Here is a 26,191-nt window from a genome sequence, read left to right as displayed (position 1 = left end):
GCTGAAACAGTTTTTATATAAGATATTTATTAATAATAACGACAAAAAGTGTTAAAATGTTGTCAGGATATCTTGCTCCACGCAGTTTTTCCTTCTTTCACCAAAAGATAGTTTTTAAGTGGCAAATTATCGGCCGAACTTAGTTCGGGATCGTTATCCAATAAATGTTGAGCATAAAACTTGGCACTTTCCAGAATAGCCTTGTCATTCACTATGTTGGCCAGTTTAAAATTCAACATCCCGCTTTGCCTGGTTCCTTCAATATCTCCTGGTCCTCTTAATTCCAGATCCTTTTCCGCAATTTTAAACCCGTCGTTGGTTGCGCACATTATCTTGATACGTTCGCGGGCATCATTGCTTACCCGCTCCCCTGTTAAAAGAATGCAAAAGCTTTTTTCGCTACCCCGGCCAACGCGGCCCCGTAACTGGTGAAGTTGTGATAATCCAAATTTCTCTGTGCTTTCAATAACCATTACCGATGCATTGGGTACGTTTACGCCCACTTCAATAACCGTGGTGCTGACCATGATATGAGTATCGCCGGTAACAAATCGTTGCATGTTGGTTTCTTTCTGTTCCGGTGGCTGGCGGCCATGTACCATGCTAATGCGGTATTTGGGTTCGGGAAACCAGCTTTTCACCTGCTCGTAACCCTGCATCAGGTCTTCGTAACTCAGCTTTTCGCTTTCTTCAATTAAGGGGTATATGATATAAGCCTGACGGCCTTTTTCAATTTCACTGCGTATAAAATCCATTACCCCGCCCCGCTGCATCTCGTTGCGGTGAACGGTGGTAATGGGTTGCCTGCCGGGTGGCAGTTCGTCCATTACACTATAATCCAGATCGCCATAGGCGGTCATAGCCAGTGTACGGGGAATAGGGGTGGCTGTCATTACCAGCACGTGCGGCGGAATAGTGGCTTTTTGCCACAGCCTGGCACGTTGTGCCACACCAAAACGGTGCTGTTCATCAATCACTACCAAACCCAGGTTGGCAAATTGTACTGCATCTTCAATTACCGCGTGCGTGCCCACCACCATTTGAATACTGCCATCTGCCAGCCCTGCCAGCACTTTCCGGCGCTCGGCGGTTTTAGTGCTACCGGTAAGTATGCGTATGTTCACAGGCATATCTTTCAACAGCGAAGACAAACCCTGAAAATGTTGCTGGGAAAGAATTTCGGTAGGCGCCATCAAACAGCTCTGAAAGCCGTTGTCTGCTGCCAGCAACATACATAACAAAGCCACTATGGTTTTACCACTGCCCACATCACCCTGTAACAAACGGTTCATTTGTTTGCCGCGTGCTGTATCCTGACGTATTTCTTTAAACACACGTTTTTGCGCGCCGGTGAGCTGAAAGGGGAGCACGTTATTGTAAAAATGATTGAAGATGTCGCCCACTTTTTCAAATACCACACCCCTGCTATAGCGATGACGGTTTAATTTCACTAATGCCAGCCTTACCTGGGCAATCAGCAACTCTTCAAATTTCAAACGCCTTAAAGCGTTTTCATAAGCCTGTGCCGATTTAGGGAAGTGAATATTTTGATAAGCCTGGAATCGGCCAGGTAGTTTTAATTGTTCTAATAAAGTGGCGGGTATGTTTTCCGGTATATCCCGCTCGGCAAGCTGTGGCATTAATACAGCGGTGAGTTTACCTATTTGCCTGCCGTTTAAGGCCCGGGCCTTGAGTTTTTCTGTAGAAGGATAAATCGGTTCCAGGAAAGCCTGCCCGGTTTTGTTTACGCTCGATAACAATTCCATCTCCGGATGTGTTATCTGCGGCCGTCCGTTAAAAAATCCACAGCGGCCAAATACCAGGTAATCCTGTCCCGGAAACAAACTTTTTTGTACCCAGGTAATGCCCTGAAACCAGGTAAGTTCCAGTGTACCACTTTTATCCTTAATACGGGCCACCAGTCGCTTACCTCTTTTTTCGCCCATTACCGTTACATCGGTAATTCTTCCGGCAATTTGTACAAAATCACTGGTGGGGTCGATTTCGTTAATGAGACTTACCTGCGTTTTATCCAGGTGGCGTAAAGGAAAATGTTCCAGCAGGTCGCGAAACGTAAAGATGTTTAGTTCTTTACGCAACATATCTCCCCGTAACGGGCCAACCCCTTTCAGGTATTCAATAGGTGAATCGAGTATGGTTGCAGAGGGATTAATGGACTTCTCAGAATATAATAGTGACTAAATAGATGCAAATATCGGTGTTTCCGCTTTTATGGCTATTGCTTTTCACGCTCGGAACGTATCATTTCACCGTACGATAGGTTGTTTAACATGGCGTTAATAGTTGCGGCAATTCTTTTGGTGCGGGTAGGTTCTGTTTTGGCGCTATCTATCCATTTAATGTAATAGTTACGGTGGCTGGGAGCCAGTTTTTCAAAACCTGCTTTGGCTTTAGGTTCATCTTCCAGGCAGGCAGCCAGATCGTCAGGCATTACTATGGCAAATTTTTTATCTTCTGCCATCTGTACTTCTACCATGGCGCCTTTCTTTTTGTGAATGCCTTTTCTTATTTCAGCGTTCAGGGGCATAATAAAACTACCGCCGCCCATAGGCAACAAACTCACACCCGAAAAAGCATAGCTATCCAACTTGCCTTTTACCCGGAACGACTTTTTATTACCAGGTTTCAGTTCTTCCGTAAGATCGGTCGGAATCTCAATGTAAGTCCACCCGGTTTTCTCGCCCTGCTGCTCAAATTGATGTATCGTAGCTGTAAAACGAACCATACCTGAAGGTAAAGGGAAACAGTGAAAATTAAAAACCCATACAAGCTGTTCGGGTAAATCAGAAATCCAATTATCGCTTTATCTTCGCGCCCTATGAGTAAAGAAGTAGTATTAAGCGGTATACGTCCCACAGGTTTTTTACACCTGGGGAACTATTTTGGTGCTATGCGCAACTTTGTTCGCATGCAGGAAGAGTTTGAATGCTATTTTTTTGTGGCCGATTGGCATAGTTTAACCACACACCCTGATACGAAAGAACTGAGAAGTAGCGTACTACGCGTTATTGCTGAAAATATTGCCTGTGGGCTTGATCCGGAAAAAGTGGCCTTATACGTACAAAGCGATGTGCGCGAGATAGCTGAATTATACCTGTATTTAAATATGCTGGCTTACACTGGCGAACTGGAAAGAACCACCACTTTTAAGGACAAGGTGCGTTTAAACCCTGGAAATGTAAACGCGGGTTTATTAACCTACCCGGTGCTGATGGCGGCTGATATTCTGGTGCACCGTGCCGTAAAAGTTCCGGTAGGTAAAGACCAGGAACAGCACATTGAAATGGCCCGCAATTTTGCCGAACGTTTCAACCACCGTTATGGGGATGTGTTCCCTGCACCGCATGCCTTTAACTACAGCACCAAACTGGTAAAAATTATGAGCCTGGATGGTGTAGGTAAAATGAGCAAGAGCGAAAATCAGATGGCTACTTTATACCTGGCTGATGACGATGATTCGATCCGTAAAAAAATAATGAAGGCGAAAACAGATAGCGGCCCTACCGAGCACAATTCTGAAAAGCCTGATTATATAGAAAACCTGTTTACCTTGATGAAGCTGGTAAGCACCGACGATGTTGTGCAACAATTTGAAGCTGCGTTTAACGGTTGTTCTATTAGATATGGCGATATGAAAAAACAGCTGGCCGAAGACATGGTAAAATTCATGAGCCCTATACGGGAAAAGGCAGCTGCTATTCAGAATGATAAAGAGTATCTGGCAAAAATTATGGCAAGCGGAGCAGAAAAAGCGCGGGCGAGTGCCAGCAAAACCTTAGCAGAAGTTCGCAAGGCGGTAGGTATGCAATACCTGTAACCCGGCCCGGATTTTGCTAAGCGTGTTACAAATTTTTGAACCACTTCTCTAAACAGTAAATCATTCCCTGAATGGTTAAAACCAACAAACCCAAGCATGTTGCCGTAGCCGGTAACATAGGTGCAGGTAAAACCACGCTTACCGAAATACTCAGTAAGCATTACCGCTGGATTCCGCAGTTTGAAGATGTAGATCACAACCCCTACCTGATGGACTTTTATGAAGACATGCCGAGGTGGAGTTTTAACCTGCAAATCTTCTTCCTGAATAGCCGCTTAAATCAATTACTGGAAATTCATAGAGGTACCGAAACTGTAATACAGGATCGCACCATTTATGAAGATGCCAATATATTCGCTCCCAACCTGCACGAAATGGGGTTGATGAGCAAGCGCGATTTTGAAAACTATTACCAGTTTTTTCAAACGCTGAAATCGATGGTGCAGCCGCCCGATTTATTAATTTATCTGAAAGCTTCTGTTCCTACCCTGGTGGGACAGATTCAGAAACGCGGTCGCGAATACGAAGAAAACATCCGCCTGGATTACCTGAAAAAGCTAAACGAGCTTTATAATAAATGGATCGACAGCTATACAGAAGGTCCTGTGCTGATTATCGACGTAGATAAGAATAAGTTTGTGGAGAAGGAAGAAGATCTGGGTGAGATCATCAGTAAAGTGGATGGTATGTTATTCGGATTGTTCTAAACAAATCATATTGCAAAAAAGCCGGGAAACACTTCCCGGCTTTTTGTTTTATCACACCAGCTTCTTTTGCATCGCCAGCTTCACCAATGCCGCCGTATTTTTCACTCCCAGCTTTTGCAGCAAACGGTTGCGATGATTCTCTACGGTGCGTAAGCTTAAAAACAGTTGATTGGCTATCTGTTGGTTGGTTAAGCCATCCACTATATAGTGTAATATCTCTTTTTCGCGGCGGGTAATTACATTGTCCTGGGTTTGCGAAAGCATGCTTAACAGCTGCTTTTTCAAATCGTCGTAAATGTATTGGTCGCCTTTGTTTACGGCTTTAATGGCTTCTATCAGAATGCGTGGTTCTGTATCTTTTAGCAGGTAGCCCAGGCAACCTTGCTTTAACATGTCCCGTGCTTGCTCAGGCGAATCGTTATTGGTAAGCGCAATAATGTGGATGGTAGGGTATAGTTTGGTAATAATACCTGCCAGTTCAACCCCGTTTTTACCGGGCATTTGTATATCCAGCAACACCACATCAGGCAATGTTTGGGCAATGCCGGTTAACAGGCTTTCGCCGCCTGCATAAACACCGCTAATGGTAATATCCGGTTCGTTTTCCAGTATCCGGCTTACGCCATAACGCACAATGGCCTGGTCATCAGTAATCGCAACTTTAATCATTTTCGTTAGTTATATCCGGCTTCTTTTCAAATTCCAGGTAAATGCTGGTGCCGCTGTCGGGGCTGCTGTGAATATCTATGATACCACCTGCATGCTGCACCCTGTCATAAATATTGGTAAGGCCAATGCCGCGCGTTTGTTCTGTAATGTTCTCCGGCATTCCTACGCCGTCATCTTCAATGGTAATGGATAAGCCGTTTCCGGTATATTCCATTTGAATAATAGCATGTTTAGCTTTGGCATGTTTTACCACATTATGCACTAGTTCCTGCACAATCCTGTAAATACTCAGCTCAAAAATAGTATTGAATTTTTTCTCAATACCATAGTGCTGAAAAATAAGTTCTGTTTCACTGTTATTGCCCATTTTTACGCAAAACAAGCGCAGGGCCTGTAGTAGCCCTTTACTTTCCAGTACATCGGGAAGCATGTTATGTGCTGTCTGGCGTAGTTCGGTTGCCGCTTCTTCCAGCAACTTTAAACCGTCTTTAAAATCAGCTTCTTCACGTATGGCTTCGGTTTTACCTGCCAGTTCAAAGTTTATTTTAGCGGCAGCCAGTATACCACCAATACCATCGTGCAGTTCACGGGCCAGGCGTTTTCTTTCTTTTTCTTCGCCGGTAATGGTGGCGTTCAGGCGTATAATTTCCATTTGCTTTTGAAAGCCGTTGATCTTTTCCTGTTGTAAACCTTGTTTATGTAAACTGTTGCGGTGCAGTAACACAAAAATGGCGGTAAGTCCCAGGGCTATTAACGTAATAATTCCTATCCAGAAGTTTTTTCGGCGCATTTTGTTTTGCGCCTCGGTAATAGCCAGTTTTTGCACGGCCAGTTCCTTGTCTTTCTGTGCTATCCTAAAACGTACCTCTAACCGGTTTACCATATCCAGCTTGTCTTTGCGTACCATTTGATCGCGCAAGCGAAGATGGGCTTTGTTTTCTTCCAGTGCTTTCTGGTAATTGCCGGCATGCTCATAACATTCAGCCAGCATTTGATGTGCATCTACCACATCGTGGCGCAGCAAATTGCCGCTGCGCTTGGTGCCCGAAATATATTCTTCCAATAGTGGGGTTACTTCGGCATATTTCTTTTCCTGGAATAAAACCTTATCACGCATTAAATCGGCAATACTTAAAAAAAAAGCCAGGGAAGTCTTGTATTGTGGGTTATTTCCCAATTGTCGTACCTGTTCAATATAAGGCAATGCTTTAGCGGGCCTGTTCGACAGCAAATAACAATCGGCTGTATTTAGCAGCGTGGATATTCTACGTGGCAGGTTTATTCCTTTGTGCTTCAGCAGGTATTGTTCAAAGTAATACCGGGATGAATCGTACTGGAGAGTGGCCGTAAAGTACAACCCTTTTAAAAAATAACTGTTGTAACGGTTTTGATCGTTTTCGGGTAAAGAAGCAGCAATTGCGGTAGCTGTTTGCACATATTTGCCAATAGTATTTTTAATAGTGGTGCTGTCGTAATCAAGATGTAGCCAGAATACAGTAAGCTTGATGTATACATTTATTTCCAGGTTGGCATCTTTAATATGCCCACTTTCAATTTCATCACTTAAACGGTAAAAGAAATAAGCCGATGAATCTTGCTTGCCCTTTTCATCGTAGGCTTCTGCCAGCAATACATCAATAGGCGCTTTTACATTAATGTCGTTCAGGTTGCTGGAATCGTACAAATACATGGCCCGGTTGCCATACACAATAGCAGTGTTTACATCATTGCCAAAATACCAGTTACCCAGGCGAGTGAGTGCTTTTATTCGTCCCCGGTAAAAGCGAACTTTTTCACTTTGATTTAATGCTTTCTGTAGTATTTCATAAGCTTGTTTGGGACTGTTATCTGTTATAAGGGCAGCTTCCTGCAATAATGTAGTAATAGATGCGCTATCCGTTGCAGTATATTTTTGGGCCTGAACAGGTGAATTGAAATTAATTGCATGTAAGAGTATAAGCAACAATAGTTTATACAGTAGCGTATGAGGAAGTCTTTGAAATCCGTTCATTGATATAGGAATATATTCAATTAGTCAGTTAGTTGTACCGGTTCCCCAAAAATAACTATAAATGACTATATATATCTATTCCAAATTGAGTAGAAACGCTCAGCTTAAGTAAGGTAATGAACATATAGATTTGGAAAAATTATATTAAACCAAAAACTAACTTTCTTGCCTGCCACATTACACCTGTTGCAGTGTAGATGTGGCTTACCAATATATTTCAGAAGAAAACAAGTCTGTTTTTTTTGTGCTGTTTTTTAATAGGGTTGATATGGACAATAGCGGCGCGGTGTCTACCGGGTCGCTTTCCTTAATAGCATTGCCATGCTAGAAATAAAAACTCCACCGTCATCGGTGGAGTTTTATTATGTCGAAGCAATCGAAGAGGCCCTAACGTAATTTTCAAAAGTTTTTGAAAATATGAGTTGTTAAATGTAGTTAAAAAAACTAAAAAGCCAAAGGCGCAGCAGCTAAAATTTCTGGTGAAACCCTGTCCGCATACTGCTTGAAATTATCATTAAAAGCAATGGCCAGTTTTTGTGCTGCAGCATCGTAGGCAGCAACATCCGGCCAGGTGCTGCGTGGGTTTAATAATTCTGTTGGCACTCCCGGGCAACTGGAAGGAATGGCTATGCCAAAAATGGGATGCTTTTCAAACGTAACTCTGTCTAAATCACCTTTTAACGCAGCGGTGATCATAGCACGCGTATATTTCAGCTGCATGCGCTTACCTACGCCATAAGGCCCGCCGGTCCAGCCGGTATTGATTAGCCATACATTTACTTTGTGGTCTTTTAATTTTTGTCCCAGCATAGCAGCGTATTGAGCAGGGTGCAACGGGATAAACGGAGCACCAAAACAGGCGCTAAATGTAGATTTAGGTTCGGTAACCCCGGCTTCCGTACCGGCAACACGGGCGGTATAACCACTAATGTATTGATACATGGCCTGCTCGGGTGTTAACCGGCTGATAGGCGGTAATACCCCATAGGCATCGCAGGTTAAAAAGAAGATGTTTTTAGGAATGGTTCCAATACTGGGCTCTACCGAGCCGGGTATATAATGCAGGGGATAGCTTACCCTTGTATTTTCGGTGATGGTTTTATCGGCAAAATTTACCTGTTGGCTACCTGGTTTAAATACAATGTTTTCCAGCAATGCACCGTTTCTGATGGCGTGAAAAATATCGGGTTCTTTTTCCACATCCAGGTCAATACACTTGGCATAACAGCCCCCTTCAAAGTTAAACACATGGTTATGGTTCCAGCCATGTTCGTCATCACCTATCAGGCTACGGGAAGGGTCGGCGCTCAAAGTGGTTTTACCGGTACCACTCAGGCCAAAGAACAACGCAACATCACCGGCTTTGCCTACATTGGCGCTGCAGTGCATGCTTAACGTGTGTTTGTTTTGTGGCAGCAGATAGTTTAATACCGTAAACACGCCTTTTTTCATTTCTCCTGTGTAGCCCGTGCCACCTATCAGAATGGTTTTATCGGTAAAAGAAATAATGGCAAAGTTGTGTTGGTTGGTGCCGTGTACAGCAGCAGTGGCGGTAAAGCCTGGTGCATGTATGATCTGCCATTCTGGTTTAAAAAAGTCAATGTCTTCCTCTTCGGGACGTAAAAACATATTATAGGCAAACAGGTTGGCACTGGCGGTTTCTGTAACCACACGCAGGCTTAAGCGAAAGGCAGGCGTGGCGCAGGCATAGCAATCTCTTACCCACACTTCCTGCTTTTTATTCAGGTAAATCAGCATTTCTTTTTTCAACTGTAAAAAAGAAGCAGCACTAATAGGCTGGTTAAAATTGTTCCAGTTTACCGTTTCGGCAGTGAGCGCATCTTTTACTATAAACTTATCCTTAGGACTACGACCTGTAAACTCACCAGTGTTGATGCAAAGCGCACCGGTATCATTTAATACACCTTCGTGGTTTTGTAAGGCCTGATCAACCAGTTCGTAGGGAGATAGCTGATAATGGATCACAGGACAGGATATACCCATTTCGGTTAGCGGAACAGCAGGAGCGGCAATCGTGATAATCGAAGACATAGAAACTTGTTTAGACAAACAAAGTAAGTGAAAAACTTACGGTTGTTTGTTTTTTGAGACCCTTCTAAATTAGAAGATATCTAACAAATGCCTTTTGTTATGTAGGTAAATTGAAAAATATATGGCTTTTTAACGATTGTGTAAGAAAATATTCAAGCTGGTATTGCTGAATTTAAAAACTTAGGGCTTGGGCACTTTCTGTGGTTTTGGCTTATCGCCAAAGATTTTTTCAAAGTCGCGGGTATACGAAATACTCACACCCTGGCGGTTACGGCGGCCTATACCTGTGGTAGAGCCAGCGCCTACGTCCATGCTGCTTTTATTAAAAACCACCGCCCGCAGCTTACGGTCGCGTGATAGCACAATTTCCACACGAATATCCGGAAGCCATTGAAAATTACCGGATTGCGCCGCCTGGGTGTTACTGAGGTTAAAATCCAGGTCGCTGCCAAAGGTTACAATCAACTTACCATCCAGCAGGCTTTTGTTTACTTTCAGGGTAATATTCTGCCGGTCCAGCTTACTGTTACCGGTTTCCGTGTTGCCAAACAGGCTGGCACTGCTGTAAAAGCTGGTGCCCACGTCAAAATTCAGGCTTTTATCACCTGTGATCTTATACAGGAAGTTAGAAACCAGTTTGTTCAGCTCAGAGGTGAGCACGGCCGAAATGGTGTTAAAACCAATAGCACCGGCATTGGCTCCCGTACGTGCTTCGCCGTAGGGGGCAAACGAATTGAATACGATCAGGTAAGTTACCTGCTTCAACATTTCATTCGGCTCGTTTTCAATTCGGGTGAGCAGCAATTGTAAATCGTTATCGTTTTTCACCACGCTGTTAGGAGGGAAATCAATTTTAAACCCGATATCCGGTCTGCTCAGCTTACCACGTAATTCCGCTATTACATACACCTGGCCGCGATAGCCCATCAGCGAACCTTTAGAGTTACTCAGGTTCAACGCCTGGTTACTGAGCAGTTCGTTCAGGGTAACCCTTTCAGCTATATACTGGGCATCAATATTTAAAATGGCGTCGTAAGGGTTGCCGTTCCATTCAATAAAGCTGCCTGCATTCTGCATCAGGATAAACGGCTTTCGTATAAACGATTGAAAGTTGAAATTATAACGTCCGCTTTCAATGTTATAGCGGCCCTTCATAGTCATTGCACCGGTGGCAGGCACATTAATCTGCAAACGGCCATTACCAGTTGCAGTGATCACGTCACCTGTTAGCTCGTCCAGTATCACATCAATAGTAGCCTGGTTGTTAGCGGTAAGATCCAGGTCCATGCTCAGGCGTGCAGTGCTGGAGTTTACTTCCTGCTGTATTTCGGTACCATATTTTTTAAATACAATAAAGTCGGCCTCAGCAGTTTCCTTGCTTACCGAGCTGGGGATGAAAATATGTGTGGTATCTGTTACCTCACCAGCAATGCTCATACGCATATTTTCCAGCGGCCCTTTTAAAGCAAGGGTGGCTTTACCAACTGCATGACCATAAAACTGCTGATTATCTTTGGCTTTAGTATCCAGCAGCAGCAATTGCGGGGTGCTCATGTCAAAATCAAACCTCATGTTGCTAAACCCTTTTTCATACAGCTTGCCCTTCACCGTGCCTTTGTTATTGCGTATGTCCCGGATGCCAAACTGGCCAAAGTTGATACCGTCTTCTTCAAAGCGTATCACTGCTGAGTCTATATAGTAATAAACCTGTGTGTAGTCTACTTTCAGTCCGCTGTTTCTTAACGTAAGCTTGCCCAGCAACTCTGGTGCATTCGGATCGCCGCTTACCTTCAGGTTGCCCGAGGCTATGCCCGTAATATTGCTGAACAGGCCTTCCAGCAACTGGTTTAAAATAGTCACCTTCACTTCTTTCAAATCGGTTTCTATTTCCAGCGGGTTGCCGGTGCTGTCTTTTACATTGTAGCTGCCTTTGGCATTCAGGCGGTACGATGCATTATCCGAGGTCATGTTAAAGCCTGCCTTGCCGGTAACGCTGTTATAATCGCCTTTTAGTAACACCACACCTACCGAATCATCGTTTAAACGAAACTGGTCGGCACGTAAATCACCATCCAGCTTAAATTTGCCAAAGAAATCGTGCATGTGAATGTTGCCGTTGGCAATACCTTCCATACGCGGCTTTTTCGTAAACAGGGGCGTAAAGTCGCCCAGGTTCACATCTTTCAGTTTCAGCACCAGGGTGCTGTTGTTGGTACCTTCATCCTCTTCGGTTTCCACGGTCATTTCCTGGAAACCTTGTGTAAAGCGTACGTTGCTGGCGGATGCAAAATTCTGACGTATTATCAGTTCGCCTTCTTTTTCCAGCATCCAGTTTTTATCATTCACTACAAACGAAGAGGGCTGAAAGTTAATGCGCACACCATCTTCCAGCGTATACACATCTGCATTCAGCTCGGCATTGTTTAGCGTGGTGTTGGCACTGGTTTTTATCTTAATGTCAGAGTGATCTTTCTCTGATTGTATGTTCAGCGTGGTATTAGGAAAAAACAAACTGTCGCCTACATACACCTTACCCACATCACCCGATAGCTTTAGCTTAATGGAATCGCCACGACCTTGCAGGCGGGCGTTTTCCAGCATATAACTATCATATTTTACATAAGGGATGTTTGTACGCAGGAAAAAAGTGCCCGAATCCTGGGTGTTAATAGCTCCCATTAACGTGGCATTGTTCAGCCCGGAAAGCTTAGGGTCTAACACACGGGTATAACTTTCAAAATTCCGCGTTTTCAGTGTAACCATAAAGCGCTGGTCTTTGGGTGTTTGGGCAGGCGCTTTAAAATACGATGGAAAGTATTTATTCAGGAACAACTGAAAGCTGTTAGGCAAATCCAGCAAGGTATATCTGCCCCGGATCAATACGTCAAATTCATTACTGGTTACCGCAAGCACACGCCTGTTGGCGGTATCGTAATTAGCCGTAATAGTTAACGAGTCAAAGCTTAAACGTGTGCTGTCGTGTATTAACCCGGCGTTCAGTAATTTGGCCGACCCCATAAACTGGTCAATGTTCAGGCCATAGAAGTCAAGGTCAAATAATCCTGTTAAACGAAAATCGGTATTGGTAAAATGCAACGCCTGCAAATTAGATTGTGCAAGGTCGCCCAGTATGTTTACATGCGGAACAGAGTCTTTTAAATCAATCTGGATGTTACTGGTAAAACTAAAGTTAGGGTCGTTGGCTTTAAACTCCCCGTCAAAATTTTTCTTTTGTATGTTGCCGTTGAAAATAAGGTTGGTGTAACTATAGTCGTTAAACTCAAACTGGTTAAACGAACCATCCAGGGAGGTTTTAATCTTATCCAGGTCAAAGCTGCTGCCGGCTATTTTACCATTAAAGCTTACGCGTCCAATAGAAGGCACATCTATAAACTTACCCAGGTTAAACTGTTGAGTGGTTATGTTACCCTCGTAAGTGGGTTCACCTTTCACAGGTAGGCGTAACGTGGTGTTGGTATAGCAACCGCCTAAAGCAGTGCTGATATTACCGGTGGTGGTAAAACTATGGATAGTGCCCTTAAAGTCGCCACGAAACTGCACATTGCCTAAAGCTGCCAGGTTTGGATTGGTCACTCCTTTTATAGGCGGCAACCACGCCGTGGCATTGGCATAGTTGGTTTGGGCAACCCCTTTGGTTAAAGTAATATTGGTTTTATCAATATCAGGTAACCCCTTCATGCCAAAATCGCCGCTAAGGTAGGTGGCGTCCCCGCCTCGCATAAACATGTCTTTCACGTTAAAGTCGGCCACGGTACCGTTAAAACGGCCACTCATGGTAACCTGCTTATGCCAGGTGCGCAGCTCCGGAGCAAAATACGCAATGTCATCAGAGTGTACATCCGAGCTGTTAAAGCGTGCTTCCATCACTACATTGTCAATATACTCGCCCATGTCATCGTTAAAGTCACGATACTTCATAGCATAGTAATTATGCAGGTGCGATTTGTTGGTGCGCAGGTCCAGCTTGTTAAACTCCATAATCTGGGGCGTAAACCTGAACTGGGCTTTCAGCTGTTTTACATCCAGGCCCGAACGCTCTTTAGCAGCTATATTAATATTGGCCCGCATGGTGTCTTTAATAAACGTGTAGCCCGTAATCAGGGTGTTGATATTCGAGAACACAATATTTGACCCGTCAAACCATCCGGGATCGGAGTTGGGCACCTGCTTGCCTATGGAAAAAAAGCCGTTGGTAATTTTAATATGCCCCGCCTGCACCAGTATGTCGGCCCCGTTAAAATACATGCCGGTATCTTTTACTGGCTGACCCGTAGATTTTTTGGGAGGACGCAAACCATCGAAGTCCTGTATGGTAAAGTAGGGCTTGTCAATAGTAACATCATTTACCTGGAATATCTTTTTAGAAAAATCAATCTTATCCGCATCCAGTAACAGGCTACCCAGCTTTACCTGCATTCTTTCACCCACCCACAGGTCGTTGCTGATATAATCCACATTTTTTAAATCCACCTTTTTCAGGTTCAGGTCCAGTGTGCTTTTCTTTTCCTTTTTAGGCAGGGTGTCGGTAGATGCAAAGTGATCAATGATAAACTGGTAATTCCAGATATTGTCCTTACGGGAGGTATGGATAACCGCGTCTTCTAACCCTACATATTTCAAATCTGCCTTTGTTTTCCAGAAAAACCAATCTGTAATCCGTATTTTCAGTTTGCCGGCATACAGCAAAGTGTCTTTATTCAAATCTTTGATAAGAGTACCTTCCAGGTTCATCTTATTAAAGAAAGTAAGGCTTACATGGTCAATACGCACTTCGGTATTCAAATCTTTCGACAACCGGGTGGTAACCTTGCGTATGATGAAGTTTTGTACAGTTTCGGTCTGAATTAACAACCAGGCCAGCAATAGAATTGCCAGTAGTGTAAGAAAGGTTCGACCCGTTATTTTCAGAAATTTCTTCAGAAGCTGCGTAATTTGAACGATAAAAATAGTGATAAGCGGGCAGATAGGCGAGTGATGTGAACAGTTAACAACGATAAAATTTTATAAAAGATTTTTGTATGAGAAAAAACAGCCTTTCAATAGTGATGAGTGGGGTTATAGCAGTTGTAATAATGCTATGGGGCATGCCTGCTTTTGCCTGGCAGGGAGGTGACAGCACCCGTTATGTGCTGGTGATACATGGCGGAGCCGGAACTATTGTAAAAGAACAGATGACGCCTGAAAAGGAAAAAGCCTACCGTAAGGGCTTGCAGGATGCTTTGGCTGCCGGCAATGCCATTTTGAAAAAAGGCGGCAATGCCCTGGATGCTGTAGAAGCGGCCGTAAAGGTGATGGAAGACAATCCCTTATTCAACGCAGGCAAAGGAGCTGTGTTTACGAATGAAGGCAAGAACGAGATGGATGCCGCTATTATGAATGGCAGTAACCTGCAGGCCGGTTCAGTAGCAGGAGTAACCACCATCAAAAATCCCATTACTGCCGCCCGGGCCGTCATGGAAAAAAGTGAACATGTAATGATGACGGGCAAAGGGGCCGAACAATTTGCCGCTAAAAGCGGTTGCTCCATAGTGCCCACTTCTTATTTCTATACCGAAGAACGCTGGAAAGGATTGCAACGCGCCAGACAACTGGACTCTGCAAAGACCCGTTTAGATCACGACAGTGTTCATGTCCTGTTAAAGCAACCAGGCAACCGGGATTACAAATATGGCACGGTAGGCGCAGTGGCCCTGGACACAAAGGGCAACCTGGCAGCCGCCACCAGCACGGGGGGCATGACCAATAAAAAATATGGAAGAATAGGGGATGCTCCTATTATAGGAGCTGGCACTTATGCTAATAATAAAACCTGTGCTATCAGTTGCACCGGCTGGGGCGAGTTTTTTATACGGTTGGTAATGGCCAAAAGTGTGAGCGACCGTATAGAGCTGGCAGGAGAAACTTTACAGCAGGCCACCAACGAAATGATTATGAAACAACTGAGTGCCTTAGGGGGCGATGGCGGTTTAATTGCAGTAGACAAACAAGGCAACATAGCCATGCCGTTTAATACCAAAGGCATGTATCGTGGATATATTAAAGCGAGTGGTGAAACCGCTATAGACATTTACATTAACTAAATTAAGCCAGTATTTTTTGCAGTACCCCTGCCAGGTTGTGCAAATCGGCTTCGGTATGCAGGGCGTTGATAACAACCCTTTGTATTTTTTTACCTGTAGCATTGGGGTAGGCGAAAGAAGAGATTACAATGCCCCGATCCAACAACTGTTGTTCGTGCACCGTATCGGGCAACACAAACATGGGTAGCTGTTGGTGATAATGAATGCCGGGCAGTGATTGAATCAGCTCTATAAACAAAGCTATGTTTTTATGCAGTTGATTTCGCTGCGCGGCATACAAGTCCTGTCCCTGTATGAAAGCATACATAAAGGCAGGTGATAAAGAAGTAGAAGCAGTGTAGGCGGGTTGCTGCCTTAACTGTGCGGCCTGTTCTTTACTGCAACTGATAGCGCCACCAATCAAATTAAAAGCTTTGGATAAACTGTAAGTAATAACAGCCGGCACTTTTGCCGGTAAACGGCTGCTTACTCCTTCACCATGTTCTCCTGTAATGCCAATGCCATGCGAATCATCTACCAGCACGGTTAACCAGGGATGATGATGCAAAAAGTCGAAACTGTGTAATGCAGGAGTAAAGATGTCTATCGCATCTGCTACTATAGACACCGCAGCATGTTGTGCCTGTACCGCTTGCGTCCAGATAGCATAAGGCAAACCGGAAGGGGTAAGCTTGTACACGGCAGGATGTGTGCCGGGGGCTGCCAGCACCGGTTCGGTTAGCAGGCTCCCCGCCAGTGTACCGGCACTGAAACCCGAAGCCATACATACAGTATCTTCTTTACCTGTGATAACAGATAAAAGTTGCTCCATTTGTGCAAATAAATCCAGCCTGGTGTTGGATATGCGGGAAGAAGGAAAGCTGAGCCCGTATCTATCTATTCCTTCTTTTACCAGCTCGGTAAAAGCGGGTACCTGGTGCATGCCAAGGTAGGCATAGCCCGAAAAAAACAGGTACTCCCTGCCATTGACATATATAGTGCGTGTGGGTGTACCTGTTGTTTGTAGCATAGGTGATGTTTATGGTTATTGCATGCCCATGTTTTTATTAAATGCATCACTTTCGCCTTTGGCTATGCTCAGGCTTTGCCAGTTATCATCTCTCAGCATGCGGGCAATAGTGATAATCTGGCCTACATGGTAAGGGTAGTGTGCCAGTTGCCTTAATATAGCATCATAAGCCGTTAAAGGTTCTGTGCGTATGTAAATGGTTTTGTCCAGATCTTCCGGCTGCAGCGATTCCAGTGTCGTGATCAGGCATTCCCATCCTCCATTCCAGAACGCAATAACATCTGCTTTGCTGTCGGTCATTTCTTCAAATTCCTTATCCCGGCTGCGCCAGTGTTTTTCTCCATCTTCGGTTAAAAAGTTGGTCCAGCGGCTCATCATATTGCCATACATATGCTGTATAATCAAAGCAATGCTATTGCTGGCAGGCGAGGGGCGAAAAAACAGGTCTTTATCATTCAGTTGAGCCAGCGTTTTATCGCCCAACTCTTTGTAGTTCTTAAACCGTTTAATCACGTCCTTTAAAAAAGTTGCTTCCATATGTTGTTTTTTAGAAGGGTTAAAAACCGGCTACACTATCATCGCCACGGATATCAGCAGCAACAGATATCCGGTTACCCTGTGTGCAAATTACTTCAGTTCTGCCTATAGCAGCCCTGTCTGTAAAGTGATAACCCATTTTTATCATTTCCTGTTTAGTGGTTTCCGGAAATCCTTTTTCTATATAGACTTCGTCCGGTAGCCATTGGTGATGGAATTTAGGTTTATTCACCGCATCGGCTGGTGTCATTGTAAAGTCTATCATGTTTACCAGCGTTTGAAAAACGGAAGTAGGAATGGTAGTGCCACCCGGTGTTCCTGCTACCAGGTAAGGCTTATTATTTTTAGTAACCAGCACCGGGCACATACTGCTTAACATTCGCTTGCCGGGTGCAATGGCATTGGCTTCTCCACCCACTGCGCCATACATATTGGGCACACCTGGTTTAATGCTAAAATCGTCCATTTCATTATTCAGTAAAAAGCCGGCACCACCTACTACCGTTTTGCTGCCGTAGCTGCCGTTTAAAGTAGTGGTAATACTTACCATGTTGCCTTCCTTATCATAAATGCTGATGTGGGTGGTTTCTTCGCTTTCCGGAAAACTGCTTTTCGGAATATTGCTGCTGGGGGTAGCTTTGCCGGGGGTAAAAGTGTGCATACGTTGAGCGATGTAATACTTACTTACCAGGGAGTCTACCGGTACCTTAAAAAAATCAGGATCACCCATGTGTTTAGCTCTATCTGCATACGCCCTGCGTTCTGCTTCCACCATTAACTGCGTAGCCTGCGTGCTTTGAAAACCATAACTGCTCATAGGATAACTTTCTATCATTTTCATCACCTGCCATAAAATAATACCGCCACTGCTGGGAGGGGGGAATCCTGCAATATGATAGCCCCGGTAATCAAATTCCAGGGGAATGCGCTTTTTTACTGTATAAGCTGCCAGGTCTTCTTTAGTGATAATGCCGTTGGCCTTTTTCATTTCTGCTACTATCAAATCGGCTGTTTCTCCTTCATAAAATCCTTTAGCGCCATTGGCTTGTATCCTTTTTAGCGTGTTGGCCAGCTCTTTTTGTACCAGGGTATCTCCGGCTTTCCAGGGTACACTTTTTACAAAAACAGGTATTACACTATTATATTGTATAAAAGCTTCCTGGCTTTTATTTAAGTTGGTGGCTTCTTTTTCGGTAATAACGAAACCGTTTTCTGCCAGTTGAATAGCAGGTTGTATCAGTTGCGTAAAGGATAGTTTGGCATAAGGGAGAGTGGCAAATAAACCCGCCACCGTGCCTGGTACACCGGCTGCCAGCCGCCCGTTTTGCGATAGTTGGGTTTGCGCATTACCTGCACCATCCAGGTACATGTCGCGGCTGGCTTTGGCAGGGGCTTGCTCACGGTAGTCCAGTCCCAGCAGTTTGCCATCTTTTTTACGGGCTATTAAAAAGCCACCACCGCCTATATTGCCTGCTCCAGGGTACACTACTGCCAGCGCCAGCTGGGTAGCAATGGCTGCGTCAAACGCGTTACCACCTTTTTGCATTACATAAGCACCCACTTCACTGGCAAGGGGGTGAGCGCAGGCAACGGCTGCTTTTGTATAAACACTCTCTTTTTTCACCTGGTAGTGATAGGCATCAATTGATGTTAGGGTGGTTTTGTTTTTAGACTGAGAATATGCCGGGAGAAATAGCCAGGTAAATAGGATAAAAAGGCAGGATAATTTTCTCATTGTAATTTATTTAATGTGTTGTTTTCGGGTATGGTTGAAGTGTAAAATTGCTGTTTGGTAACATTAAAATTATTTTAATTCTCTTATTGTGCTTGTTTTGTCGTTGTTTTTTACCGTTTTATCTATTTGCATTGCTTCCTTTTGAATTATATTGCTTAACTTTCCCTTAACACTAACGCACATACCAGGTATTAAAGTACTGCTTTATCATCTGGGTTTATTTTACCAAGCACATGCACATGAGAAATCCGTATCCTGTTTTTACCACATTTTATTACCTGCCGTTAAGAAGCAGCGCGAGTAGCACAACGTTCCTTGTTCCTACAGAACAAATTCCAGCGTATGCACAGTAAGTAAATAATATAGCCTGTTCAATAAAGTTGTTGTCCCTTCCCCTTATATAACCGACTGCCTGTCTATTGGTTCTGTATTGTTTATTAAAATCTAATGCAAATGAGAAAACAGTTTTCAAGTCTGATGGGGCTTTGTGCATTGCTGTTGCTTACAGCTTTTACCGCTTCGGCCCAAACTAAAGCAATCAAAGGAAAAATTACGGATGTAAAAGATGGCGCCCCCATATCGGGAGCTACTATTCATGCCAAAAACAGCAGTGCTTCTGCTATTTCTGCTGCGGATGGTTCCTTTTCCATCCTGGTAGATGCCAAAACCAAACAATTGCAGGTGCTGTATGTGGGGTATGCAACACAAACTATTACTATTGGTGCACAGGAAACTATCAACGTGGCGCTGGAGCCATCCGGCGAATCGCTGAGCGAAATAGTGGTAGTAGGTTATGGTACTAAGGCTAAACGTGATGTTACGGGCTCTGTGGCTAAAGTAGCCAGTAAAGACATTGCCAACACGCCGGCCACCAGTTTTGAAAGCGCCTTACAGGGCCGCGCGGCAGGTGTGCAGGTAAGCCAGCAAAACGGTAAACTGGGCCAGGGCATTAATATTCGTATACGCGGCGCCAGCTCAGTAACAGCGGGTAACGAGCCGCTGTATGTAGTAGATGGTATTCCTATTACTACAGATGATATGTCCAGCACCAGCGCTTCTACCAATGCCCTTGCTGATATCAATATGAATGATATTGAGTCTATCGAAATATTAAAAGATGCATCGGCAGCTGCTATCTATGGTTCAAGAGGTTCAAATGGCGTGGTAATTATCACTACCAAAAAAGGAAAGGCAGGAACCTCCAAGGTGGAGCTGGGTTATTTCTCTGGTTTTCAAAAACCTACTCACCGCAGAGAGTTTATGAATGCCACACAATATGTGGAATACTTTAAGCAGGCGGGCATAGGTGCTGCTAAACAGGATTATGCAGCAGGTTATTACAACACGCTGCAGGATGCGCTGGATGATTATGACAGTTATGTAGCATCGCGCATGACACGTTACTCGGCAGGTACTGATGATTGGGAAACCGGTAAAATCAATACAAACTGGCAAGACCAGGTGCTTCGTACTGCACCTATGTCGCAATACGATTTTAGTGTTACAGGTGGCACAGACAAAACCAAGATCTATTTTTCAGGTCAGTATCTTGATCAGAAAGGCATCTTAATAGCCAACAGTTACAAGAGATACGGTGCCAGGCTGAATATTGAACACAAAGTAAAAGACTGGCTTACTACGGGTATTAATATGAGTTTTGCCCGTTCGTTAAACTACCGGGTATCTAACGATAATGCGTTTTCTACTCCTTTGCAGATTATCGCGTTATCTCCTATCACCCCGGTAATTGATCCGCGCACTGGGCTTACCAGTGGTGCGCTGGATTTAGATGCCGATGCGCCTAACACCAACTACCCGGTGTATTATAATCCTTTACTGGATGTAGAGAATGCTTACTATCATACACTGGTGAACAGAACCATTGGTAATGCCTTTTTAAATGTGAATGTATTAAGTGGGCTTACCTTTCGCACCGAGCTGGGTATGGATCAGTTAAACCAGACAGAAGACAGTTACTACGGACGCCTTACTGCCCGTAACACAGGCGCCGCTAATGGTTCTGGTACTTATTCCACCACACAAATGATCAATATTAACACCAACAGTTATTTCGCTTATAACAAAACCTTTAATGGAGTGCATGCCATAGATGCCACATTTGGTATGAGCTATCAGAACAGGAACCAGGTATATAGCACTGCTTCGGGCGAACAGTTTCCGGGCGATGCTTATAAAACATTGTCCGGCGCAGCTTCTAAAACAGATGCCAGCGGCGGTTCTACCAGCAACACTTTGTTATCTTATTTTCTACGCGCCAACTATAAGTTCAACAATAAATACCTGTTAGGCGTAAGTGGCAGAATTGATGGTTCGTCCCGTTTTGGAACCAATAACCGCTATGGCTTCTTTCCTGCCGTGTCGGCTGGTTGGATCATGAGCGACGAAACTTTCTTAAAAGGAGCCAACTGGATTAATTTCCTGAAACTGAAAGCCAGCTATGGTGTTACCGGAAATGATAATATCAGCGATTTTGCTTCTAAGGGTTTATACACAGGTGATGCGGCTTATGGTGGACAGCCTGGCCAAACTACCTACCAGTTGGCTAACCCCAGTTTAAAATGGGAAACATCTACAGGGGCCGATCTGGGGATAGAAGGTAGTATTCTGAAAAACCGCATTGGCTTTGAAATTGAGGTATACCAGCGCAAAACAAAAGACCTGATATTGAGTGTGGAAGTACCAGGTACTTCCGGTTTTTCCAGTCAGTATAAAAACGTAGGTAACTTAAACAACAAGGGTATTGAAATAACCCTGAACACTACCAATGTTATCACACGTGACTTTAAGTGGACCTCTACCATTAATTTCTCTGCCAATAAAAACAAGGTAACCAACCTGGGGGGGCAAGAGCTGGGTACATCTAATGTTAACCGTGCCAGGGAAGGCCAGCCCCTGGGTGTATTTGTAGCCAAAGAGTTTGCCGGAGCCGATCCCGCCAATGGAGATGCACTATATGTGTTAAATACAGTAAAAAGCGACGGTACACGTGATAAAACATTAACCAATAGTTACAACGCAGCTACCGAAGTGGTGATAGGTAACCCTAACCCCAATTTTATCTATGGTTTTGGTAACAACTTTAGTTACAAAGGCTTTGATCTGGATGTGTTACTACAGGGGGTGCATGGTAATAAAATATACAATGGAGGTGGCCAATATATGAGTGCCAGTGGCAGCAATGGTTTTGATAACCAAACAGTAGATCAGCTGGCTGCATGGAAAAAAGAAGGAGATGTGACTATGGTGCCCGAAGCCAGGTTGTTTTATGCCAATGGAACAGACCCATCGAGCAGATACATTTCTTCCGGCGCTTACCTGCGTGTAAAGGCAGTAACACTGGGTTTTAATGTGCCTAAAGCTGCGTTGAATAAAATAGGTATAGAAAGAATACGTGTGTATGCCCGTGCACAAAACCTGTTTACCATTACCAAATACAAAGGCTGGGATCCGGAAGTAAACTCCGATTATCAGGCTACAAACATTAACCAGGGAGTAGACTTTTATTCTGCACCACAGGCTAAAACAATTGTGTTTGGCATTAACATAGGCTTGTAATGCTATTGGTAAAACCTAAAGAAAGTAACATGAAATACGTTAAGAATATATATATACTTTTCGCTTTTACTACACTTACGCTCACATACTCCTGTAGTAAACAACTGGATAGAACGCCAACTGAAACTGTGTATTCAGATGAAGCCCTTACCAATTCCAATGCGGTGAAAAAGGCATTGGTGGGCGCTTATACCGATTTGGGCAGCACCTACTTTTATGGCGGCGGCGCTTTTCTATATCCCGATTTATTGGGGGCTACTACTGAAATCAACTGGTCGGGCACTTTTGGCGGAATGACGCAGATGGTGAATAAAGATTTGCCCACCAATAACTCGTATGTGGCCAATACCTGGCTGGCTGCTTATAAAGCCATTAATTCTGTCAATAATGTATTGGCAAATCTGGATAAGATCACAGACGCTGATGCCAATGCAAGTGTAGAGGGGCAGGCTAAGTTTATACGCGGATCGGCTTATTTCGACCTGGTGCGTATTTATGCCAAAGCATGGAATGATGGCAATCCTGACGAAAACTGGGGTGTTCCCCTGGTGTTAACACCCACCACGCTTATTACCGATTCCAGCAAAGTAGCCCGCAACACGGTTTTCGAAGTGTATATGCAGGTGATATCCGATTTAACCGATGCTAAAAATTTATTACCTGCTACTAATGGTTTTTATGCAGGTAGCCTTACAGCTTCTGCTATGCTGGCAAGAGTGTACCTGCAACAAGGTGACTATGCCAGTGCGGTTGAAGAAGCTGATAGAGTAATAGCCAGCGGTAAATACAGTCTTACTTCATCGTATGCTGATGCTTTTCCTTTTCCTAACGAAACCGCTTCTGCTGTAGCTAATACAACAGAAGATGTATTTGCCATGCAGGTAACCACCAGTTCTGGCGTAAACAACTTTAACACTTTTTACTCCCCACTAAGCCGCGGTGATATTCAGATAGAAGATGCGCATCTGAATTTGTATGAAGCGAACGATGACCGTTTAAATATGTTTTATTCATCGGGCGGTTCCGTGTATACAGGTAAGTTTGATAACATGTATGGCAATGTACACATCATACGGTTGGCCGAAATGTATTTGATACGGGCAGAAGGCAATTTCAGAGAAGGTACAACAATAGGAGCGGCGCCGGTTACCGACATTAATACCATTCGTAACAGGGTTAACCTCGAAAGCTATGATGAAGCAGATGTGACATTAGATAAAATACTTTCTGAGCGTTATCTGGAGCTGGCATTTGAAGGGTTTAAGCTACATGATATCAAGCGTTTGGAGGGGAATGTAGGTTTACTGCCGTGGAATGCTAATGCGCTGGTGTTTCCTATTCCGTCAAGAGAGATAAAAGTAAACACAAAGCTCATCCAAAATGATGGTTATAATTAAAACACGCATCGTTATATTCGTATCATGAGAAAAATGATCCTTTTTCTGGGCATACTACTTACCGTTACAGGTGGGTATGCCCAGAATATAGCTTCGCCCGAACAGTTTTTGGGCTACCCGTTAGGAACCCGTTTTACACCTCACTATCAGTTGGTGAACTACTTTAAAGCAGTAGCCGCTGCTAAACCGGATATGGTAAAAACGGAACAGTATGGCGAAACATACGAACATCGTCCGCTGATGCTGGCTTATATAGCCTTGCCCAATCAGCTGCCTAACCTGGAAGAAGTACGTTTAAACAACCTGCGTATGGCAGGTGTGTTAAAAGACAAGGCCGCAGATACGGTAAACATGCCATCTGTAGTGTGGCTAAGTTATAATGTGCATGGCAATGAACCTTCCTCTTCCGAAGCGGCTATGCAAACATTATATGCTTTGGTAAATCCTGCCAACCAGCAAACCAAACAGTGGTTACAAAATACCGTGGTAATTATAGACCCTTGCTTAAATCCTGATGGGCGCGACCGCTATGTAAACTGGTACAACAGCATGGTGGGCAGGCATTATAATGCCAACCCCGAATCGCGCGAGCATGACGAGCCCTGGCCGGGTGGCAGAAGTAACCACTATAATTTTGATTTAAACAGGGATTGGGCCTGGCAAACACAGCAGGAAACTAAATTCCGTTTACAGAAATACAATACCTGGTTGCCACAGGTGCATGTTGATTTTCACGAGCAGGGATATAACAACCCTTATTATTTTGCACCGGCAGCAGAACCTTTTCATGATGCTATTACACCCTGGCAGCGCGATTTCCAGGTGTTAATTGGTCGTAACAATGCCAGCTATTTTGACAAGGAAGGCTGGTTGTATTTTACCCGCGAACGGTTTGATCTGTTTTATCCTTCTTATGGCGATACCTATCCTATGTACAACGGATCTATAGGTATGACCTTTGAACAGGGCGGGCACAGCAGGGGAGGACTCGCCGTGGTGAAGGCCGATGGAGATACCCTTACACTGGTTGACAGGGTGGCCCATCATTACACCACTGGTCTTTCTACCATTGAAGTGGCCGCCACACAGCACAATAAACTGTTGAAAGAGTTTAAGAAATTCTTCGACGAAAATGCGGCAGCCAAAGGCAGTACGTATAAAACTTATGTGCTTACTGCTAAAAATGCCAACCAGCTGGCAAGCATTAAACGGGTGTTGCAGGCTAATAACATTAAGTATGGTGTGCTAAACAACAAAACGTTTAAGGGCTTTAACTATTTCAGCGGTAAAGAGGAAAGCTTTAAAGACGAAGGTGTTCATCTGGCTATATCTGCTTACCAGCCACAGGGAAATATGGTGCGTGTGTTGTTTGAACCTACCAGTGTATTAACCGACTCTGTTACCTACGATATCACAGCCTGGTCGTTGCCCTACGTATACAACATAAAAGGTTATGCTGTTAAAGAAAAGCTGGCGATAGAAAATACCATTCCCGCCAACGATTCTGTCTATAATTCCGTGGCTTCGGCGTATGGACTGTTAATTCCTTATAATTCTATGACCAGCGCCCAGGTACTGGCAGGATTGTTAAATAGGAAAATTAAAGTGCGCTTTAGCAGACTGCCCTTTACTTATAAGGGGCATGAGTATGCCCGTGGTACTTTAATAGTGCTGAAAAGTGGTAATAAAGCGGACTGGAACAACGTAACCAACGAGGTATGCCGCAAGTTTAATTTACAGCCCGAAGTGGTAGAAACAGGCTTTGTAGATAAGGGAGCCGACTTTGGTTCTTCCGATATCGGTTTTATACAGGCGCCACGTGTGGCTATGTTAACGGGCGAACAAACCTCTTCGCTGGGTGCCGGTGAAGTATGGAGTTTTTTCGACCAGGTACTGGATTATCCTATTACGTTGTTAAACGCAACTGATATTGAATATCTGAATCTGAAAAATGTGGATGTGCTTATTCTTCCCGATGGTTATTACCGCGTGTTAAACGATAAAGACGTAAACGCCAGGCTAAAAACCTTTGTAAAAGAAGGAGGGAAGCTCATTGCTATGGAACGCGCCGTATCTAAACTGGCAGATGCGGACTGGGGTATTAAAAGCAAGAATGACGATGATGACAATGATAAGAAAGATGAATATGCCAGCCTGCACAAATTCAGCAGCCGTGAGAGAGATGAAGTAACAGGCGCTATTCCCGGCGCTATTTTTAAAGTAGAAATGGACGATACTCATCCGTTGGCTTATGGTTATGGAAATGATTATTATACATTAAAGCAAGATCCTGCTGTGTACAGCTTTTTAAAAGACGGCTGGAATGTGGGGGTGCTTAAGAAAGATAGTTATGTAGCCGGCTTTGTGGGTAGTAAACTAAAACCTAAACTAAAAGATGGGTTGGTGTTTGGTGCACAGGAAATGGGACGGGGCTCGGTAGTATACCTCGCCGATGATCCTTTGTTTCGTCATTTCTGGGATGGTGGAAAATTGTTGTTTACCAACGCTGTATTCCTCGTTGGTCAATAAAAGAATAGAAGTTTTTTCGTAAGTGAATGG

At 44.1% G+C, this 26,191-nt stretch carries 15 protein-coding genes; 6 read left to right on the top strand and 9 right to left on the bottom strand.

Going from position 1 to position 26,191, the window contains the following annotated elements:
- Positions 1 to 62: 62 nt before the first annotated feature.
- Positions 63 to 2,102, bottom strand: a complete 2,040-nt coding sequence (gene recG, locus FLA_RS22285) for an ATP-dependent DNA helicase RecG (protein ID WP_231940312.1) — start codon at positions 2,100 to 2,102, stop codon at positions 63 to 65.
- Positions 2,103 to 2,236: 134 nt separating this feature from the next.
- Positions 2,237 to 2,746 (bottom strand): YdeI/OmpD-associated family protein, encoded by a 510-nt coding sequence (locus tag FLA_RS22280; RefSeq protein ID WP_076374494.1) that lies wholly within the window; start codon positions 2,744 to 2,746, stop codon positions 2,237 to 2,239.
- A 93-nt stretch (positions 2,747 to 2,839) separates the two neighbouring features.
- Here FLA_RS22280 and trpS point away from each other — a divergent pair, with 93 nt between their 5' ends.
- Together trpS and FLA_RS22270 are read left to right on the top strand one after the other, a co-directional pair.
- A complete protein-coding gene (gene trpS / locus FLA_RS22275; protein ID WP_076374492.1) occupies positions 2,840 to 3,838 on the top strand; it encodes a tryptophan--tRNA ligase in 999 nt (332 codons plus the stop codon).
- Positions 3,839 to 3,909: 71 nt separating this feature from the next.
- Entirely contained in the window at positions 3,910 to 4,545 is a 636-nt protein-coding gene (locus FLA_RS22270) for a deoxynucleoside kinase (protein ID WP_076374490.1), read from the top strand.
- A gap of 51 nt (positions 4,546 to 4,596) precedes the next feature.
- On the opposite strand, the gene FLA_RS22265 is transcribed toward FLA_RS22270, so the two are convergent.
- The 4 genes from FLA_RS22265 to FLA_RS22250 all read right to left on the bottom strand — a co-directional run bounded on the left by FLA_RS22265 (position 4,597) and on the right by FLA_RS22250 (position 14,149).
- Positions 4,597 to 5,214 (bottom strand): response regulator transcription factor, encoded by a 618-nt coding sequence (locus FLA_RS22265; protein WP_076374488.1) that lies wholly within the window; start codon positions 5,212 to 5,214, stop codon positions 4,597 to 4,599.
- On the bottom strand, positions 5,207 to 7,225 hold the full coding sequence (locus FLA_RS22260) for a tetratricopeptide repeat-containing sensor histidine kinase (protein ID WP_076374486.1): 2,019 nt from the start codon (positions 7,223 to 7,225) through the stop codon (positions 5,207 to 5,209). Before FLA_RS22260 ends, FLA_RS22265 begins: the two co-directional genes overlap by 8 nt.
- A gap of 444 nt (positions 7,226 to 7,669) precedes the next feature.
- Positions 7,670 to 9,277: a phosphoenolpyruvate carboxykinase (ATP) gene (gene pckA / locus FLA_RS22255; RefSeq protein ID WP_076374484.1), complete on the bottom strand. Its 1,608-nt coding sequence runs from the start codon at positions 9,275 to 9,277 to the stop codon at positions 7,670 to 7,672.
- A gap of 180 nt (positions 9,278 to 9,457) precedes the next feature.
- Positions 9,458 to 14,149, bottom strand: a complete 4,692-nt coding sequence (locus FLA_RS22250) for a translocation/assembly module TamB domain-containing protein (RefSeq protein ID WP_144263935.1) — start codon at positions 14,147 to 14,149, stop codon at positions 9,458 to 9,460.
- Between the two features lie 167 nt (positions 14,150 to 14,316).
- Between FLA_RS22250 and FLA_RS22245 the strand changes: the two genes are divergently transcribed.
- Positions 14,317 to 15,378 carry an isoaspartyl peptidase/L-asparaginase family protein gene (locus FLA_RS22245; RefSeq protein ID WP_076374480.1) on the top strand — a complete coding sequence of 354 codons (1,062 nt, stop codon included), beginning with the start codon at positions 14,317 to 14,319 and terminating at the stop codon, positions 15,376 to 15,378.
- A 1-nt stretch (position 15,379) separates the two neighbouring features.
- Here FLA_RS22245 and FLA_RS22240 read toward each other — a convergent pair whose 3' ends face one another.
- Genes FLA_RS22240 through ggt form a run of 3 tightly spaced genes read right to left on the bottom strand, consistent with a single transcriptional unit; the run spans position 15,380 to position 18,659 of the window.
- Positions 15,380 to 16,387, bottom strand: coding sequence for an aminotransferase class I/II-fold pyridoxal phosphate-dependent enzyme (locus FLA_RS22240; RefSeq protein WP_076374478.1), 1,008 nt, complete (start codon positions 16,385 to 16,387; stop codon positions 15,380 to 15,382).
- A gap of 15 nt (positions 16,388 to 16,402) precedes the next feature.
- Entirely contained in the window at positions 16,403 to 16,924 is a 522-nt protein-coding gene (locus FLA_RS22235) for a DUF1572 family protein (RefSeq protein WP_076374476.1), read from the bottom strand.
- Positions 16,925 to 16,943: 19 nt separating this feature from the next.
- Positions 16,944 to 18,659: a gamma-glutamyltransferase gene (gene ggt / locus FLA_RS22230; RefSeq protein WP_076374474.1), complete on the bottom strand. Its 1,716-nt coding sequence runs from the start codon at positions 18,657 to 18,659 to the stop codon at positions 16,944 to 16,946.
- 453 nt (positions 18,660 to 19,112) lie between these two features.
- On the opposite strand from ggt, the gene FLA_RS22225 reads away from it, so the two are divergent.
- From FLA_RS22225 to FLA_RS22215, 3 genes are read left to right on the top strand one after another with little or no spacing between them, the layout of a single operon-like run.
- Positions 19,113 to 22,235: a SusC/RagA family TonB-linked outer membrane protein gene (locus tag FLA_RS22225; RefSeq protein WP_076374472.1), complete on the top strand. Its 3,123-nt coding sequence runs from the start codon at positions 19,113 to 19,115 to the stop codon at positions 22,233 to 22,235.
- Between the two features lie 29 nt (positions 22,236 to 22,264).
- Positions 22,265 to 23,632: a RagB/SusD family nutrient uptake outer membrane protein gene (locus tag FLA_RS22220; RefSeq protein WP_076377216.1), complete on the top strand. Its 1,368-nt coding sequence runs from the start codon at positions 22,265 to 22,267 to the stop codon at positions 23,630 to 23,632.
- A 24-nt stretch (positions 23,633 to 23,656) separates the two neighbouring features.
- Complete coding sequence (locus FLA_RS22215) at positions 23,657 to 26,161, top strand: M14 family metallopeptidase (RefSeq protein WP_076374470.1); 2,505 nt, start codon at positions 23,657 to 23,659, stop codon at positions 26,159 to 26,161.
- The last annotated feature ends 30 nt before the right edge of the window (positions 26,162 to 26,191 follow it).

This window comes from Filimonas lacunae (genome assembly GCF_002355595.1).
Lineage (GTDB): Bacteria > Bacteroidota > Bacteroidia > Chitinophagales > Chitinophagaceae > Filimonas > Filimonas lacunae.
Note: the sequence above shows the minus strand (reverse complement) of the source record. Positions and strands in the feature narration are given on the sequence as shown.